Genomic DNA, 17818 nt, shown 5'->3' with positions numbered 1-17818 from the left:
AAAAATGAAAAAACTATCACTTTTACTGGTTGCTCTGACCGCAGCATTCACCCTGTCAGCCGCACGGGCAGATGACAGCAAAACGCTCTATTTTTATAACTGGACCGAATATGTGCCGGACGGACTGCTGGAGCAGTTCACCAAAGAAACCGGCATTAAAGTGGTTTATTCGACTTATGAGTCGAACGAGAGCATGTACGCCAAACTGAAGACCTGGAAAGATGGCGCTTACGACCTGGTCGTCCCTTCGTCTTATTACGTGGCGAAAATGCGGAAAGAAGGCATGCTGGCGCAGATCGATAAATCACAGTTGTCTAACTTCAAAAATCTGGACCCCGCACTGCTGAATAAGCCTTTCGATCCGAATAATGAATACTCAGTACCTTACATCTGGGGTGCGACGGCAATCGGTGTCAATACCAGTGCCATTGATCCTAAAACCGTCACCCGCTGGGCAGATCTTTGGAACCCGAAATACCGCCAGAGTATCCTGCTGACCGATGATGCCCGTGAAGTGTTCCAGATTGCCCTGCGTAAACTGGGTTATTCCGGGAACACCCGTGACCCGAAACAGATTGAAGCGGCCTATCAGCAACTGCGTCTGTTAATGCCCAATGTGCTGGCGTTTAACTCTGATAATCCCGGTAACCCGTTTATGGAAGGCGAAGTCAATCTGGGGATGATCTGGAACGGTTCCGCTTATGTGGCCCGTCAGGCAGGCACTCCGCTACAGGTGATCTGGCCTAAAGAAGGCGGAATTTTCTGGATGGACAACCTGGCGATCCCGGCCAATGCCAGAAATAAAGCCGGTGCGCTGAAACTGATTAACTTCCTGCTGCGTCCGGATATTGCGGCAAAAGTGGCGAAGACCATCGGTTATCCGACTCCGAACCTGGCGGCCCGTAAACTGTTGCCACCGGCCGTGGCGAATGATCCTTCACTGTACCCGCCAGCCAGCGTGTTACAGAACGGTGAATGGCAGGACGATGTCGGTGATGCCAGCCGTCTGTATGAAACCCTGTTCCAGAAACTGAAAGCAGGCGAGTAACCCGAAACCCCGCACCTGTTGCGGGGTTTTTATTGGTCAGACTGCGGGTCCGGCCGATGGTTCAGAATACTGAGCGGCATTGAACAGAAAAGCTTACTGATGCCGGGCCATACTCCTGAGCACGGGCTGCACCGGCCACACGCTGCAGAGCCGAAATAATTGACCGGTTTTACGCCGGCTATCGGCAAGGATCTCAGCCGTTACGTCATGCCAGGCCCGCCGACGCCGTTATCCCCGATCGGTATAAACAGGTTTTAGCCCCCTGAACATTCAGTCGTACAACAGGCTGCTTTTTTGCTACAGGGCGGTGGCGGATAAACGATTACCCGTGACGGCGCGGGGTTAACCGACGCAAAAAAACTGCACCTTACTTCGCCGGGTATCCGGCGTTTGGGGTGCAGTCAGCATCTTCGCGGGGGTATCGGCGGTACGGCGCGTTAACGTTTCAGAGAGCGGATCAGGTCGCAGATAAATTCCGGCACCAGTTCACTGGCGGGCCCGTAATGGCATTCGGCAAACTCTGAGGTCACCTGGCTGGGAACCAGATTCAGCTCTACCGTATGCGCTCCCTGCAAACGCGCTTCGTGAACAAAGCCTGCTGCCGGGTAGACATGTCCGGACGTTCCGATGGCGATAAATAGTGTGGCCTCTGAGAGTGCCTGATAGATGCGATCCATCTCCAGCGGCATCTCACCGAACCAGACAATATGCGGGCGCAGTACTGACGGAAACTGACAGCAGGTACAGCGATCATTCTCCGTGATATCCCCCGGCCAAGGGATCACCTGCCCCGTGTTTTCACAGCGCACTTTCAGCAGCTCACCATGCATATGAATAATACGCTGACTTCCTGCCCTTTCATGCAGGTTATCGATATTCTGGGTCACCAGTAACAGGTTATCTCCCAGCAGGGATTCGAGTTCAGCCAGCGCATAATGTGCAGCATTCGGTGAGATGTCTGCGGAGGCTAATTGCTGACGCCGCTGATTATAAAACTGCTGGACGAGTTGCGGGTCACGCTGAAATCCCTCAGGCGTGGCGACATCATCGACTTTATGCTCTTCCCACAGTCCGTCTTCGGCCCGGAAAGTACGGATTCCGGATTCCGCTGAAATCCCGGCACCGGTCAGTATCACCACTTTCGGCCGGCGGATCAGCGCCATGCGCTGTTCATTCTGGTCAGATTCGAAAATAGACTGACGTACCCGCAAATGTCTCTTACGTTTCTGTTTACGGAAACGGGTGATCCGGACGCGACGTCGCGGTGTTCGCATATCAATTCCTCTGCTGCATGTCTTCTGAAAGTTGCGGACTCTGCAGTCACAGGGATGCCATAAGGTAACCTGTGGCTGCCGGATTCCTGCAGAACACTGGCAGACCACAGGATAACCGGCTGCCAGCGCGGAGTAAGAATAACAGTTTTCTGCAGAGGCCTAAACCTTTCCCCGGCCGTTCCCTTTCCTGCCTCCCGCTGCAGAGCGCCTGTGCACTGCCCGAATCCCGGTCCGCCGGGCATGCCTCTGCGGCACCAGACTCTTCACTGGTGCCGTGTTCGTTCAATGCGCAGAGAGTCATCCCTTCTTGCCGGGAACGACTGTCCTGTTACGATAAGGGGAGTATTTCTGTAGGGCGGTTTTCCCGGGGCATTATTATCCTTTGGTGCCGTGTTCGCTTAATACACAGAGAGTCATCCCGTCTTGCCGTGAACGACTGTCCTGTTGCGATAAGGGGAGTATTTCCGTAAGGCGGGTCCCCGGGGTATCACTTTGCTCCGGAGCCGTGTTCGCTGAATGCTACGGTAATCCCCACCGGGGAGCCAAAAGACACTGCGCTGCCCCGGTAAGGAGGGTATTTCTGCCAGACGGCTTCCCCGCTTCACGGTTTACCTCAGTAAAGTTCAGCGGGGCCAGCGTTCTGCGGAAGGCGGGGCCGGTCTGACCGGCCGCCGCGCAGCCCCCCGGTCTTTAGTCGGGGGTTTCGGGTGAATGGCTCTTAGCTTCTCCGGGACGATGCTCTCCGCCGATGATTTCACCGAAGGGGCCGGTATTGAACTGATGTGGCTTTGACGTGGCTTGCTCTGTCTTCAACAGTGGCATCACCAGTTCGGCAAACCGGTGCGCCTCTTCGAGATGCGGATACCCCGAGAAAATGAATTTTGTGATACCGAGCGCCTGATACTCCCGGATACGTCCGGCGACCTGTTGAGGATCCCCCACCAGCGCAGTCCCTGCCCCGCCCCGGGCCAGTCCGACACCGGCCCACAGATGCGGGGCGATATACAGGTTATCCCGCGAGCCATTGTTCAGCGCACTCATTCTGGCCTGTCCGGTAGAATCCATACGGGCAAAAACTTTCCTGGCCGCAGCAATGGTGTCATCGTCCAGCCGGGAGATCAGGTCATCGGCCGCCGCCCGGGCCTCCTCTTCAGTTTCGCGGACAATGACATGCAGGCGTATCCCGAACTCCAGCTGACGGCCACGCGCCGCCGCCCTGGCCCGGACGTCCTGTATTTTCTCTGCCACCTGCGCCGGTGGTTCTCCCCAGGTCAGATAGGTATCCACCGACTCTGCCGCGACTTCCAGTGCCGGGTCTGACGAGCCACCGAAATAGAGTGCCGGTCCGCCAGGCTGCTCCGGGGGATACAGTAACTCTGCCCCTTCAACCCGGAGATGTTCTCCGCTGAAATCCACCTTTTCCCCGCGTAACAGCCGTGAATAGACCGCCAGAAATTCGCGGGTCACCTGATAACGCTGGTGATGATCCAGGTAAATACCATCGCCTTTATTTTCCACCGGGTCACCGCCGGTGACGACATTAATGATCAACCGACCGCCAGACAGACGATCGAGCGTCGCCGTCATCCTTGCGGCCAGTGACGGCGGTTGCAGGCCGGGGCGAACCGCCACTAGAAAGCGCAGCTGCCGGGTCAGGGGCGCAAGCGCCGCCGCGACCAGCCAGGCATCCTCACAGCTCTTTCCGGTCGGGATCAGCACACCGTGATACCCGAGATTGTCGGCGGCCAGGGCGATCTGTTGCAGATAGGCCAGGTCGACGGGCCGGCCTCCCCGGGAGGTTCCCAGATAACGCCCGTCACCGTGGGTGGGTAAAAACCAGAAAATTTTCAGACTGTCATTGGCCGTTTCACTCATTATCCTGTTCCTATATAACTATATGATAAATATATATAAAGAATTATTCGATTGGGGTATAAGTGAATAGCAGGATCTGTGCCAGCCGGAAGAAAACAGAAAAGTCATATAAATTAAGGTATTACAGTTTACTGTTCCCCGACACTCTGTTGTCACTGCAACAGAAGTCTGCCGCTCTCTGTTGCGAATGCAACAACTGACGGCCCCGGCCTCTCGCATAAGTCACGGCTCAGCGTTAATGTATTTTCCGTTTCCTCCGTACAGGATTAGGGCGATGAATGCTGACATCACAGAACTGAAAGACCCGGCGTCGCTGGCACTGAAGCATCTTCTCGACCGGCTGGCACCTTCTGCCGCCACCGTGCTGATCACCGGTGAGACCGGGACCGGTAAGGAAAGCGTTTCGCGTTATCTTCATCAGTACAGTCCGCGCCGGAACGGCCCTTTCCTGGCCGTGAACTGCGGGGCGCTCAGTGAAAATCTGGCGGAATCACAGCTGTTCGGTCATGAGAAAGGGGCATTTACCGGAGCCGCCCGCAGGCACATCGGCTGGTTTGAAGCGGCTGAGGGAGGAACTCTGCTGCTGGACGAAATCGGTGAGCTGAGCCTGCCGATGCAGGTCAGGTTACTGCGTGTTCTGCAGGAACGGGAAATCACCCGCCTCGGGTCACATCGCCCCGTGAAGGTGGATGTCCGGGTGATCGCCGCCACCCATGTCGATCTGCTTCAGGCGATAGAGCAGCGGCGTTTCCGTGAGGACCTTTACTACCGGCTGAACGTCGCCACCGTCTCCCTCTTGCCACTGCGTGAACGCCCTCAGGATATCCCGGTGCTGGCCCGCCATTTTATCGAAAAATATCGTCCTGCGACGGAAGAGGTCACTCTGAGCGACCCGGCGCTGCGTAGACTGCTACAGCATCCCTGGCCCGGTAATATCCGCGAGCTTGAAAATACCCTCCAGCGCCTGTTGCTGCTGGCTCCGGGGCCGGTTATTACGGCGGATCATCTTCCGCTGGCGGTCACCCCGCCCGCCGGGCAATGTGAAGATCACACGGCGTTGGGGCAACAGGTAGCCGCGTATTTACAGCGCGGTGAGCCGGATATCTATCAACGGGTCACCGATACACTGGTCCGTCAGGCCCTGCTGCAGTGTGAAAATAATCAGTCCCGGGCGGCGGCCCTGCTGGGGATAAGCCGCCATACGCTGCGTACCCACCTGGCCAGGCTCGGCGTCATCAAAGCGCGGCGTGTCCCTGCCGTCAGCCTTCCCCCGTCCGCAGGAGAGCAGGTGATCCGTATCGGCTATCAGCGCTTCGGTAATCTTGCGGTACTGAAAGCACGGCGGGCCGCGGAACAGGATGCGGCCTTCCGGCAGGGGATCCGATTGTGCTGGCAGGAATTTCCCGCCGGGCCGCAGATGTTACTCGCCCTCAGTCAGGGAAAAATAGATCTGGGCAGTACCGGTGAAGTTCCGCCACTGTTTGCTCAGGCCGGCGATGATCAGGCGGTTTACCTCGGTTTTCAGCCGGCATCACCGCAAAGTGCTGCCCTGCTGGTCCCGGCCGCCAGCCCGGTAGTCAGTATTGCCGGGCTGCGGGGGAAAAGGATCGCCCTGAACAAAGGCTCTAACGTGCACTACCTGCTGCTTCGTCTGCTGGAGGATGCCGGACTGTCGCCGGAGGATGTGGAAATGATCGACCAGCCTCCCGGTAACCCGCTCTCTGCCGGTGATCAGCAGGTCGCCGATGCCTGGATGATGTGGGACCCGATGCTGAGTGCGGCCGAAGCCAGCCGGCAATACCGGGTGATCGCTGACGGCACCGGGCGGGTAAATAACCATCATTTCTACCTCGCCTCGAGGGCCTTTATTGCCCGCTCAGGCGGCTTACTGCCCGATATCCTGCGGATACTGCGTGAGAACGGGGCCTGGACCGACCAGCATCCGCAACAGGCCGCGGCACTGTTAGCCAGGGAATACGGCATGGCTCTGCCGGATCTGTGGCAGGCCCTCTCCCGTTGCCGGCATACGATCACCGGGATGACGCCTCCGGTGATCCACCAGCAGCAGATGATCGCTGACCGGTTTTATGCCCTGGGGATGCTCAGCCGGCCTGTACGTATCCGCAGTGCCGTCTGGTCTGCCGGAAATCGTATTAGTTAATGATTTTATTCTATTAAATTACGCGGCTGACTTTTGCTATGGTGCCCTGACTGTCACTTATGCATGCTCAGGAAAAACTATGATGAAAAAACGTTTATCAGGCCTGCTGTCACTGATATTGCTGCCACTGGTAATACAGACCGCCCGGGCAGAAACAGCACCGCAAACCGTCAATATCGGCTATCAGAAAGGTAATATCTTCGCCCTGCTCAAATTTCGCGGATTGCTGGATAAAGATTTCAAACAACAGGGCATCAACGTCAACTGGATTGGTTTTACTGCCGGGCCTCAGATGCTGGAGGGGCTGAACGTCGGCAGTATCGATTTAGCCGCCACCGGCGATGCCCCCCCGGTGGTCGCCCAGGCGGCCGGGACACCGCTGGTTTATCTGGCACACTCCCCGGCGAATCCGCTGTCAGAAGCCATTGTGGTGCCGCAAAATTCTGCCATTAAAACGGTCGCCGATTTGAAAGGGAAACGGGTCGCCCTGAATAAGGGATCGGACGTGAACTATCTGCTGATTGCCGCACTGAACAAAGCCGGCCTGAGTTACCGGGACATTACCCCGGTCTACCTTGCCCCGGGAGACGCGAGGGCGGCTTTCCAGACCGGCTCGGTGGATGCCTGGGCCATCTGGGACCCTTATCTGGCGGAAGTGGAAACTGACGCCCATGCGCGGCAGATCACCAATGCTAACGGGTTAGTCCCGCACTACACCTTCTTCCTGGCAAGCCGTAAGTTTGCGGATACCTATCCACAGACCGCCCGGAAACTGATCGCGGAGATTAAAGACACCAGCCGCTGGGCCAATACCCATCAGGAAGAAAGCGCGACTATCCTGTCAAAATCGACAGGACTCGGGAAAAACATCTGGGAGAAAACGCTGGCGAGGGAAACCTTTGGCGCAGACAGAATGACCGCAGGGGTATTTGCTGAACAGCAGGTTGTGGCAGATTCACTGAAAAGTGCCAACGTCTTACCGGTGGCGGTTCAGGTCAGCCAGGCCACCTGGTCGGCCGATAAAAAATAGGCCCCCTGCCCGGCGCGACGGGCAGAAAGCCTGACTTATCAGCCCTGCCGGAGACACCGGCAGGGCTGAGTGTTACTGGCCGCTCAGTACCCGGGCCGGATCTATCCGGCTGGCACGACGGGCCGGATACCAGCTGGCCAGCAGGGTCAGTGCAATGGCGGTCACCAGTACCGACCAGACATCCACCCAGTGCAGTTCCGAGGGCAGGAAATCGATAAAGTAAATATCTCCGGACAGGAAGTGATGACCGGTCATTTTTTCCAGTCCGCGGATGATTGCGGTCAGATTCAGCGCCCCCAGTACCCCGACGATCACCCCGGCAATACTGCCGGCCAGCCCGGCCAGCAGGCCGTACCAGATAAACACGGACCGGATCAGCCGGTTACCGGCCCCCAGGGTACGTAGCACCGCGATATCACTGCTCTTATCCTTCACCGCCATCACCAGCGTCGAGACGATGTTAAAACAGGCCACCCCGATCACGAGGATCATTGCCAGATACATAATGGCGCGGATCATCTGAATATCGTGGTACATATAGCCATAGTTACTGATCCAGTTACGGATATAGACATAACTGTGGGTAACCTCGCCGGCAGAACGTACCAGACTGACCGCCTTAAACGGATCACTCATCTTCAGCGCAATACCGGTCACACTGTCGCCCATCTCCAGATAACGCTGGGCATCGGCCAGTGGTACCAGCGCCAGACTGTGGTCCAGCATACCGCTCAGTTGCAGAATACCTTCCACCTGCAGACGAATTCTCTTCGGCTGCATCAGCCGGTTCTGGCCGTCATTGTTCGGGATCATGATGGTTATCCAGTCACCGGTTTTCACCGATAAGGACTTAGCGATCCCGCCCCCCAGAATGATCTGCTGCTGACCGGCACGGAAGTCGGCCCAGCGGTTATTCTGCACAAACATCGGTAACGAACTGAGCCGTGTTTCTGCCTGCGGGTCAACGCCCTTGACCGTCAGGGCCTGGAGCTTACTGGCGCTTTCCACAAGCCCGGTAAAATTAATATAGCCTGCCGCCGCGGCAATCCCCGGCACCTGCTCAATCGGGGCAATCAGTTGCTGCCAGTTGGTAAATGGCTGATGTACCGGTTCAATTTCACCGTGGGGCACCACGCTGAGAATACGTTCATTCAGCTGACGCTCAAACCCGTTCATCGCACTGAGCCCGATGATCAGTACCGCCACGCCCAGTGCAATGCCGACCGTGGAAATAACTGAAATCAGCGAGACCATGCCACCGCGCCGGCGACCGCGGCTGAAACGAAAGGCCAGTAGCAGAGATAACGGAAGACGCATTACAACGCTCCTGTCAGGGTGACATCCGCAGTTAATTTCCCGTCACGCATTTCCATCTGACGGCTGAGCCGTTTTGCCAGTGACAGGTCATGGGTCACCACCAGGAAGGCTGTCCCCTGCGTCTGGTTAAGCTCACCCAGTAACTGAAAGATGGCATCCGCATTCCGCGCATCCAGGTTCCCGGTCGGTTCATCCGCCATCACCAGGCTCGGCCGGTTAACCAGCGCACGGGCGATAGCCACACGCTGCCGTTCGCCGCCGGAAAGTTCCGACGGACGGTGGGCTGCACGCGCCGCCAGCCCGACCGCAGCCAGCATTTCTGTCGCGCGTTGTAAGGCTTCTGTGCCTGATTTTTTGCCGATCAGCAACGGCATCGCCACGTTTTCCACCGCCGAAAAATCAGGCAGCAGATGATGGAACTGGTAGATAAAACCCAGTTCCCGGTTACGTAATTCCGCCTTCGCCGCCGCTGACATACGGTTCAGCGACTGGCCTTTAAACAGCACTTCGCCGGAGGTCGGCGAATCCAGCCCGCCCAGCAGATGCAGTAAGGTACTTTTACCGGAGCCGGAACTGCCGACAATCGCTGTCATTTCACCGGGTTGCAGGGTGAAGGAAACTTCTTTCAGTACGTCGGTCTGTACGCTGCCTTCCTGATAGCGTTTGCACAGCCGATCACATTGCAGTAACAGTGAATTATTCATAGCGTAGAGCCTCAGCGGGTTGTACGGCGGCGGCGCGCCATGCAGGATAAAGTGTTGCCAGCAACGCAACGATCATCGCCGTCACGGCGATAGTGACGACCTGCACCGGATTAATATCAACCGGTAATTCTGCCCCATCCAGGAACAGACCAATGACCGGTAACAGATGGTTCAGCTGACTGGCCAGCAGGACCCCGCCCAGAGTGCCGAGCAGTGCACCGGCAATCCCGGCACTGGCACCCTGTACCATAAATACGGCGGTGATCTGACGGCGTGTCAGCCCCTGAGTCTGCAGGATGGCCACTTCTCCCTGCTTTTCCATAATCAGCAGGCCGAGGGAGGTAATGATATTAAAAGCCGCCACCGCCACAATTAAGCTCAGCAGCAGACCCATCATATTTTTTTCCATACGCACGGCCTGGAACAGATCGCCCTTACGCTCGCGCCAGTCCTTCCACTCTAAGCCGTGCGCCAGCGTCTGCTGACTCAGCTGATCCACATCCAGCGGGTGGTCCAGCCACAGACGCCAGCCGGTAATATTACCGGCCGGATAATGCATGACCCGTGAGGCATCCTGCTGGTTGACCAGAATCTGATAGCTGTCGACTTCACTGTCGGCGGCATAGGTGCCCGCCACGGTAAAGATACGCTCGCTGGGGATACGACCGACAGGGGTGAACTGACTGACGGAAGGCACCATCAGGCGCAGACGGTCGCCGGGCTGAACCCCCAGCTGACTGGCCAGTTGTGCGCCAAGAATAATGCGGTAGGTCCCGGGCTGCAGATCATTCGCCGAGCCGGCCACCAGGTAAGGTATCAGCGGATCTTTTTCCTGAGGATTAATCCCCAGCATCACCCCGACCGCGACACTGTGGGCACTCTGCAGGACCACATCCGCCGTTGTCAGCGGTGCAATACGCGAGATCCCCTGCAGGTGCAGGCTGTCCGCCGGCACCTTCTGCGGATTGATACTGCCGCTGTCACTGGTGACCAGTGCCTGAGGCATCAGTCCCAGAATATTGCCTTCAAGCTGGCGTTCGAATCCATTCATCACCGAGAGAACGGTGACTAATGCCAGCACCCCCAACGTAATGCCGATGGCTGATAACCATGAAACAAACCGACCAAAACGGTCGGATGCACGTCCGCGCATATAACGCAGACCTATAAACAGAGCTACGGGTTGGTACATGAAATCCGTCCCGGACGGTTGCCTGAAATTCAGTATCAGGATGATAAAGGAGCCTGACCGTTAAGGAAACCCTGCCTCTCTGTTTGGCAGGTAAAGTTATCTGGATAATGGCCCTTTCCGGGAAAAATAATCGCTCACTGCCTGTTTTTTCACCATTAACGATTAAAATGACAGCGTGTTCAATGCGCTCTGCTCCCGCGCGGGCAGGAAAATGTTGTCAGGAAGATGATCCCCGCGACGTTCTGTGGAATCATAGCGGTCTGGAAAATCCGGAGAGAATGATTAGCCCATATGTCAGATAAGACAAGTTATTCGCTGCCCGTCAATGCCGGCGACCACCGTCAGCTGGGGCTATTAACAGGCGCGGCACTGGCCGCAGAGTGTGCCGATATTGCAGAACGCCATAACGGGCCACTGTTACTGATCACCAATGATATGCAGTCTGCCCTGCATCTGCAGGGGGAAATCCGTCAGTTTACAACCCTGCCCGTGAGCCACTTGCCTGACTGGGAAACCCTCCCGTACGACAGTTTCTCTCCTCATCAGGATATTATTTCGGAACGTTTAGCGACGTTGTATCAGCTGCCCGCCATGGAAAATGGGGTACTGATCCTGCCGGTCAATACTCTGATGCAGCGTGTCTGCCCGCATACTTTCCTGCAGGGGTATGCCCTGATGATGTCCCGCGGGCAGAAGATCTCCCGGGATTTGTTGCGTGAGCAGCTCGACCAGGCCGGTTACCGGCATGTGGACCAGGTGATGGAACATGGTGAATTTGCCATCCGTGGTGCCCTGCTCGACCTGTTCCCGATGGGCAGTGAACAGCCCTACCGGATCGATTTTTTTGACAATGAAATCGACAGCCTGCGTCTGTTTGATACCGACAGTCAGCGCACACTGGAGGAAGTGGAAGCCATTAATCTGCTGCCTGCCCATGAGTTTCCGACGGATAAAGCCTCGATCGAACTTTTCCGTACCCAATGGCGTGAGCACTTTGATGTGTTACGCGATGCCGGCCATATTTACCAGCAGGTCAGTAAAGGCACCCTGCCGGTGGGGATTGAATACTGGCAGCCGCTGTTCTTCTCTTCTCCGCTACTGCCGTTATTCGACTATCTGCCTGCCGGTACCCTGCTGTTAAGCTGTGGCGATATCCTGGCCGGCAGTGAACGATTCTGGCAGGACACCACTCAGCGTTATGAAAACCGTCGGGTGGATCCGTTACGCCCGCTGCTGGAGCCACAGACGCTCTGGCTGCCGCCGGAGACGCTGATGACCGCCCTGAAGCAATGGCCACTGATCCGGCTGTCCAGCGGGGAGGTCAAAGATAAAGCCGCCAATACGAACCTGAACTACCGCCCGCTGCCGGACATCAGCCTGCAGGCGCAGGCCCGTGAGCCGCTCGGCGCGTTACGCAACTTCATCGAATCCTTTGACGGCGCCATTATTTTCTCGGTGGAGAGCCAAGGACGTCGCGAACGGCTCCAGGAGCAGTTGAGTAAAATAAAAATCCGTCCGACCGGGATCGAGTTGCTGAACGAAGCCCGCACGCCCGGCTATTACCTGATGACAGGCCCGGCAGAACGCGGGTTTATCGATGATCTGCGGCAGCGTGCACTGATCTGTGAAACCGACTTACTGGGTGAACGGGTGATTCACCGTCGTCAGGACAACCGCAAAACCATTAACCCGGATGTGCTGATCCGTAACCTGGCCGAACTGCATCCGGGGCAACCGGTGGTTCACCTGGAACACGGTGTGGGACGTTACGCGGGAATGACCACCCTGGAAGCTGGCGGGGTAAAAGGTGAGTATCTGATGCTGACCTATGCGGGCAATGCCAGCCTGTATGTGCCGGTATCCTCTTTACACCTGATCAGCCGTTATGCCGGCGGAGCCGATGAAAATGCCCCGCTGCACAAACTGGGCAGTGACAGCTGGAGCCGTGCCCGGCAGAAAGCGGCGGAAAAAGTACGTGATGTGGCCGCTGAACTGCTGGATATTTATGCCCAGCGGGCCGCCAAAACCGGGTATGCGTTCAGACATCAGCGCGAAATGTATCAGAAATTCTGTGAGGGCTTCCCCTACGAAACCACCCCGGATCAGGGGCAAGCCATTAACGCTGTACTGAGCGATATGTGCCAGCCGCTGGCGATGGACAGGCTGGTCTGCGGGGATGTCGGTTTCGGCAAAACCGAAGTCGCCATGCGTGCCGCCTTCCTGGCCGTCGAAAATAATAAACAGGTCGCGGTGCTGGTACCGACCACCCTGCTGGCCCAGCAGCACTTCGATAATTTCCGTGACCGTTTTGCGGACTGGCCGGTGCGTATCGAAATGCTTTCCCGTTTCCGTACCACCAAAGAGCAGAATGCAGTGCTGCAGGAGGCCAGCGAAGGTAAAGTCGACATTCTGATCGGTACCCACAAACTGCTGATGAGTGATCTGAAATGGCATGATCTGGGATTACTGATTGTCGATGAAGAGCACCGGTTCGGGGTCCGGCATAAAGAGCGTATCAAGGCGATGCGGGCCGATGTGGATATTCTTACCCTGACGGCGACCCCGATCCCGCGGACACTGAACATGGCGATGAGTGGTATGCGTGACCTGTCGATCATTGCGACGCCGCCGGCCCGCCGCCTGGCGGTAAAAACCTTCGTCCGTGAATACGATGACCTGGTGGTGCGTGAAGCTATCCTGCGTGAAGTGCTGCGCGGAGGTCAGGTGTATTACCTGTATAATGATGTCGAAAACATCGGTAAAGCCGCAGAGCGACTGGCTGCCCTGGTACCGGAAGCCCGTGTCAGCGTCGGTCACGGCCAGATGCGTGAACGTGAGCTGGAGCGGGTGATGAATGATTTCCATCACCAGCGCTTCAATGTGCTGGTCTGCACCACCATTATCGAAACCGGTATCGATATCCCGAGCGCCAATACCATCATAATCGAACGAGCCGACCACTTCGGTCTGGCACAGCTGCACCAGCTACGCGGACGCGTCGGTCGTTCTCATCACCAGGCCTATGCCTGGTTGCTGACGCCGCATCCGAAAGCCATGACCACCGATGCGAAGAAGCGTCTGGAGGCGATCGCCTCGCTGGAAGACCTGGGGGCCGGTTTTGCGCTGGCGACCCATGACCTGGAAATCCGCGGGGCCGGTGAACTGCTGGGTGAGGACCAGAGCGGACAGATGGAGACGCTTGGCTTTACCCTGTATATGGAGCTGCTGGAAAATGCCGTCGACGCACTGAAGGAAGGACGTGAACCGTCGCTGGAAGACCTCACCAGTCAGCAGACAGAAGTGGAGTTAAGGCTGCCTGCCCTGCTGCCGGAAGAGTATATTCCGGATGTGAATACCCGGTTGTCGTTCTACAAACGTATCGCCAGTGCGGACAGTGAAGACGAAATACAGGAACTGAAAGTCGAACTGATTGACCGTTTCGGACTGCTGCCGGACCCTGCCCGCTATCTGCTGGATATTGCACGTCTGCGTCAGCAAGCGAAAGCACTGGGGATCCGGAAAATTGAAGCCGGAGAGAAAGGGGGGTACATCGAATTTGCTGAGAAAAACCATGTCGACCCTGGCTGGCTGATTGGTCTGTTACAGAAAGACCCGCAGCAGTGGAAGCTGGAAGGCCCGGTAAAACTGCGCTTTACCCGCGACCTGCAGGAGCGGAAGCTGCGTATCGAGTGGATCGCTGAACTGTTATTGCAGATGCAGCAGCACCGCCTGTAAACATAAAGCCCCCGCGGGGGCTTTATAACAACAGACGCTTAACTGCGGGTGCTATCGATGATCAGCTGTCCCCGGTTGTCCAGCGGGATACGGGTCCCCGGGTCTTTATCCATGCGGATTTTGCCCTGCTGGTCGCCTATCTTATAGGTCACATCATAGCCCAGTGTTTTTTCCTGCTTATCATAGACGGTCCTGCACTGCTGGCGTGTTGTGGTGTAGGTATCGCGGTTCTGTAAACCGGCCTGCGCCTGGTTGCCTGCGTAACCACCGGCTACCGCCCCGGCGACCGTTGCCAGTGTCCGTCCGTGACCTCCGCCGAACTGATGCCCCAGCACCCCACCCGCCACGGCGCCAAGCACCGAGCCGGCCAGACGGTTTTCATCCTGTACCGCGCGGCGGTGAACAACATTGACCGCATGGCACTCCTGACGAGGATTTTTGATCACCTCACGGATAGGCGTTGCCGACATCACCTGGGCGAACTCCGGATTACGATGGAACATGTTCACACCGGCCACCGACGCGATACCTAATGCCGCGACTATTCCGATTCCTACACCTGCAACCATTGATTTATTCACAGGGATCCTCCTGACTGATCGAATGACCACGCATTAACATAGTGAAGTTTCAGTAGATTACTGACGGCGTGCGTGTCCCGCCTTGTTGCTGGCAGTCTCGCAGAATCATCCGGGGGGCACTATCAGACAAAAGGAACAAATGGCTGTCGGCGTATCTCTCGCGACATTTTGGGACGCTTCTGATAAAAACCCCGGCCACAGACGGGCCGGGGGACGGGAGATAAAAATCAGTGCAGTTTCAGTTTCGGCCGGATGACCCGGTTGATGCTGCCGGACAGCATCATCAGCCCGGTCTTGAAGTAACCGTGCAAGGCTATCTGGTGCATACGGTAAAGAGAGATATACACCATGCGGGCAATCTTACCCTCAACCATCATTGAGCCACGCATCAGGTTACCCATCAGGCTGCCCACGGTGGTGAATCGGGACAGTGACACCAGGGAACCGTAATCTTTATAGACGTAGTCCTGCTGAGACTTCCCTTTACGGCGGGCAATAATATTTGCCAGCACCCGCGAGGCCATCTGGTGCGCAGACTGCGCACGCGGAGGCACAAATCCGCCCCCCGGTAATGCACAGGAAGCACAGTCACCGATGGCATAGATATCTTCATCGCGGGTAGTCTGCAGCGTCGGCGTAACCACCAGCTGGTTGATGCGGTTGGTTTCCAGACCGCCGATGTCTTTCATAAAATCGGGCGCTTTAATCCCGGCCGCCCAGACCATCAGGTCCGCGTAGATCTTCTCGCCGGATTTGGTTTCCAGTCCGTCAGCATCGGCCCGCGTCACCATGGTCTGCGTCAGGACATTCACTCCCAGCTTTTTAAGCTCCAGTTCTGCCGCGGCGGAGATACGTGGTGGTAATGCCGGCAGGATGCGTTCCCCGGCTTCCACCAGAGTCACATTGAGGGCTTCACCGCCCAGCTCTTTGTAACCATAGCTGTGCAGTTCTTTTACCGCGTTATAGAGTTCAGCGGACAGCTCAACCCCTGTCGCCCCGCCACCGACGATAGCGATATTCACTTTTTTCTGTGGCTGTGTCCCGGCACTGTATTTCAGGAACAGGTTCAGCATCTGGTTGTGGAACCGCTGCGCCTGATGCGGGTTATCCAGGAAAATACAGTGATCTTTGACGCCAGGTGTGCCGAAATCGTTCGATGCACTGCCTAACGCCATCACCAGCGTGTCATACGGCAGATCACGCTCTTCCACCAGTACCTGACCGTCTTCATCACGGATTTCGGCCAGACGTAGTTTTTTTTCTTCGCGGTTGATTTCTGTCAGAGTACCCAGACGGAAGGTAAAGTGATGATGATGGGCCTGAGCCAGATAACTGAGGGCATCGATGCCTTCATCCATCGAACCTGCCGCAATTTCGTGTAACAGTGGTTTCCATAAGTGTGTCTGATTTCTGTCGACCAGCGTTATCTCAGCTTTCTTATGTCTTCCGAGTTTATTGCCCAGTTGAGTCGCCAGCTCCAGTCCACCGGCCCCTCCGCCAACAATGACGATTTTTTGCACAGATGTAGTCAACTAAACCCCCCAAAATATCTGCTGCTAGTTGAACCAGGGTGATAATACCCTTAGCTAACATAAAGTTAAATTTTAAAATAAACGTCTGAATTCAGCATAACACGAGCCGGTGAACGGTTCCTACCAAAATGATAAGCCCGGAAAATAACCGCAGGGTGAGAGTGTACCGGCCGGCCGTCGGACCGGAAAAAACATCAGTAACGGACAAAAAAACATCGGGCTAAATATAAGGAAGGGTGATTTGTAACAGAGGGATCTCCGGCTTACTGAGACGGGTAAGCCGGAATAGCGTGGCGGCCGGGGTGATCAACGGCGGGCTTTTTCCTCCAGCCAGCGTTGCTGTAATGTCGCTAACTGCTGATGGTTCGCTTTCCAGCGCGATTGCTGTTGCAGGCTGGCGTAGCCGGGTGTGCCGCGGTGGAACAGGCGGGTCAGACGTTCGGCCGTAGTGTGTGGCAGGCGGTCGAGGACTTCAACGGCCCCGGCACGATGATTACAGACCAGGATAACATCACACCCGGCGGTCAGTGATTGCTGCGCCCTTTCAGGGTAAGAGCCCATCACTGCTGCCCCTTCCATCGACAGATCATCAGAGAAGATAACACCGGCAAAGCCCAGCTCCTGACGCAGAACGGTTTTCAGCCAGTACGATGAGCCGGAAGCCGGTTGCGGATCCACGGCCGGATAGATGACATGGGCGGGCATGACAGCATCCAGCCCCTGACGGCGGATAAGCTGGCTGAAGATCGCCATATCGTGTTCACGTAAGGTTTTTTCATCCCGTAAATCGATCGGCGTTTCTTTGTGTGAATCGGCCTGTACGGCCCCATGCCCCGGGAAGTGCTTGCCGGTGGTTTTCATGCCGGCGTCGTGCATACCGGCAATAAACTGTTCGGCCACTGACAGGGCTATCTGCGGGTTGTCATGAAACGAACGGTCACCGATCGCCGCACTGATATGGCCGATATCCAGGACCGGCGCAAAGCTGATATCGATATCCATCGCCGTCATTTCCGAAGCCATCTGCCAGCCCGCTTCTTTTGCCAGCTGACCGGCCTGGTGCTCATTTTCACTCAGCGCCGAAAACGACTGCATGGCCGGCAGTTGCGTGAAGCCTTCGCGGAAACGCTGGACGCGCCCGCCTTCCTGGTCCACGGCGATCACCAGCCGGGTATGGGACGCGGCACGGATCTGGCGAACCAGTTCAGCCAGCTGGTCCGGAGAGTGGTAGTTACGGCTGAACAGGATCACGCCGCCGGTCAGCGGATGCTGCAGCAACTCGCACTCTTCGCGGTCGAGTTCGTAGCCTTCCACATCCAGCATCAGTGGTCCGGGCAATGAAGTTGTCATAATACTTTTCCTAATCCGT

Annotated in this window: 12 protein-coding genes; 4 read left to right on the top strand and 8 right to left on the bottom strand. The window is 56.6% G+C overall.

The genetic code is table 11. The annotated features are described in order from the left end of the window. The first annotated feature begins 4 nt into the window (after positions 1–4). Entirely contained in the window at positions 5–1048 is a 1044-nt protein-coding gene (gene potD, locus JK223_RS00665) for a spermidine/putrescine ABC transporter substrate-binding protein PotD (RefSeq protein ID WP_212712295.1), read from the top strand. A gap of 437 nt (positions 1049–1485) precedes the next feature. Here potD and cobB read toward each other — a convergent pair whose 3' ends face one another. Both cobB and ssuD read right to left on the bottom strand, forming a co-directional pair. Then, positions 1486–2322: a Sir2 family NAD+-dependent deacetylase gene (gene cobB / locus JK223_RS00660; protein WP_212712294.1), complete on the bottom strand. Its 837-nt coding sequence runs from the start codon at positions 2320–2322 to the stop codon at positions 1486–1488. 690 nt (positions 2323–3012) lie between these two features. After that, positions 3013–4197: an FMNH2-dependent alkanesulfonate monooxygenase gene (gene ssuD, locus JK223_RS00655; protein ID WP_212712293.1), complete on the bottom strand. Its 1185-nt coding sequence runs from the start codon at positions 4195–4197 to the stop codon at positions 3013–3015. Between the two features lie 274 nt (positions 4198–4471). Here ssuD and JK223_RS00650 point away from each other — a divergent pair, with 274 nt between their 5' ends. Then, positions 4472–6358, top strand: coding sequence for a sigma 54-interacting transcriptional regulator (locus JK223_RS00650; RefSeq protein WP_212712292.1), 1887 nt, complete (start codon positions 4472–4474; stop codon positions 6356–6358). Positions 6359–6440: 82 nt separating this feature from the next. Beyond that, positions 6441–7388, top strand: coding sequence for an aliphatic sulfonate ABC transporter substrate-binding protein (locus tag JK223_RS00645; RefSeq protein WP_212712630.1), 948 nt, complete (start codon positions 6441–6443; stop codon positions 7386–7388). A gap of 72 nt (positions 7389–7460) precedes the next feature. On the opposite strand, the gene lolE is transcribed toward JK223_RS00645, so the two are convergent. Genes lolE through lolC form a run of 3 tightly spaced genes read right to left on the bottom strand, consistent with a single transcriptional unit; the run spans position 7461 to position 10601 of the window. Continuing rightward, positions 7461–8705, bottom strand: coding sequence for a lipoprotein-releasing ABC transporter permease subunit LolE (lolE, locus tag JK223_RS00640; RefSeq protein WP_212712291.1), 1245 nt, complete (start codon positions 8703–8705; stop codon positions 7461–7463). Further along, positions 8705–9409 carry a lipoprotein-releasing ABC transporter ATP-binding protein LolD gene (gene lolD / locus JK223_RS00635; RefSeq protein ID WP_212712290.1) on the bottom strand — a complete coding sequence of 235 codons (705 nt, stop codon included), beginning with the start codon at positions 9407–9409 and terminating at the stop codon, positions 8705–8707. Before lolD ends, lolE begins: the two co-directional genes overlap by 1 nt. After that, positions 9402–10601, bottom strand: coding sequence for a lipoprotein-releasing ABC transporter permease subunit LolC (lolC, locus tag JK223_RS00630; protein ID WP_212712289.1), 1200 nt, complete (start codon positions 10599–10601; stop codon positions 9402–9404). Before lolC ends, lolD begins: the two co-directional genes overlap by 8 nt. A gap of 291 nt (positions 10602–10892) precedes the next feature. Between lolC and mfd the strand changes: the two genes are divergently transcribed. Beyond that, positions 10893–14336 carry a transcription-repair coupling factor gene (gene mfd, locus JK223_RS00625; protein ID WP_212712288.1) on the top strand — a complete coding sequence of 1148 codons (3444 nt, stop codon included), beginning with the start codon at positions 10893–10895 and terminating at the stop codon, positions 14334–14336. A gap of 38 nt (positions 14337–14374) precedes the next feature. Here the strand turns inward: mfd and JK223_RS00620 are convergent, their stop codons facing one another. From JK223_RS00620 to nagZ, 3 genes are all read right to left on the bottom strand, one after another. Continuing rightward, positions 14375–14917, bottom strand: a complete 543-nt coding sequence (locus JK223_RS00620; protein ID WP_212712287.1) for a glycine zipper 2TM domain-containing protein — start codon at positions 14915–14917, stop codon at positions 14375–14377. Between the two features lie 227 nt (positions 14918–15144). Next, complete coding sequence (locus JK223_RS00615) at positions 15145–16437, bottom strand: NAD(P)/FAD-dependent oxidoreductase (protein WP_371813026.1); 1293 nt, start codon at positions 16435–16437, stop codon at positions 15145–15147. A gap of 318 nt (positions 16438–16755) precedes the next feature. Continuing rightward, the gene (nagZ, locus tag JK223_RS00610) at positions 16756–17799 is read right to left on the bottom strand and encodes a beta-N-acetylhexosaminidase (RefSeq protein ID WP_212712285.1); all 1044 of its coding nucleotides are present in this window, start codon (positions 17797–17799) and stop codon (positions 16756–16758) included. Between the last annotated feature and the right edge of the window lie 19 nt (positions 17800–17818).

Source organism: Tatumella sp. JGM118 (genome assembly GCF_018257515.1).
In the GTDB taxonomy this organism is placed as follows: Bacteria; Pseudomonadota; Gammaproteobacteria; order Enterobacterales; family Enterobacteriaceae; genus Tatumella; species Tatumella terrea.
Note: the sequence above shows the minus strand (reverse complement) of the source record. Positions and strands in the feature narration are given on the sequence as shown.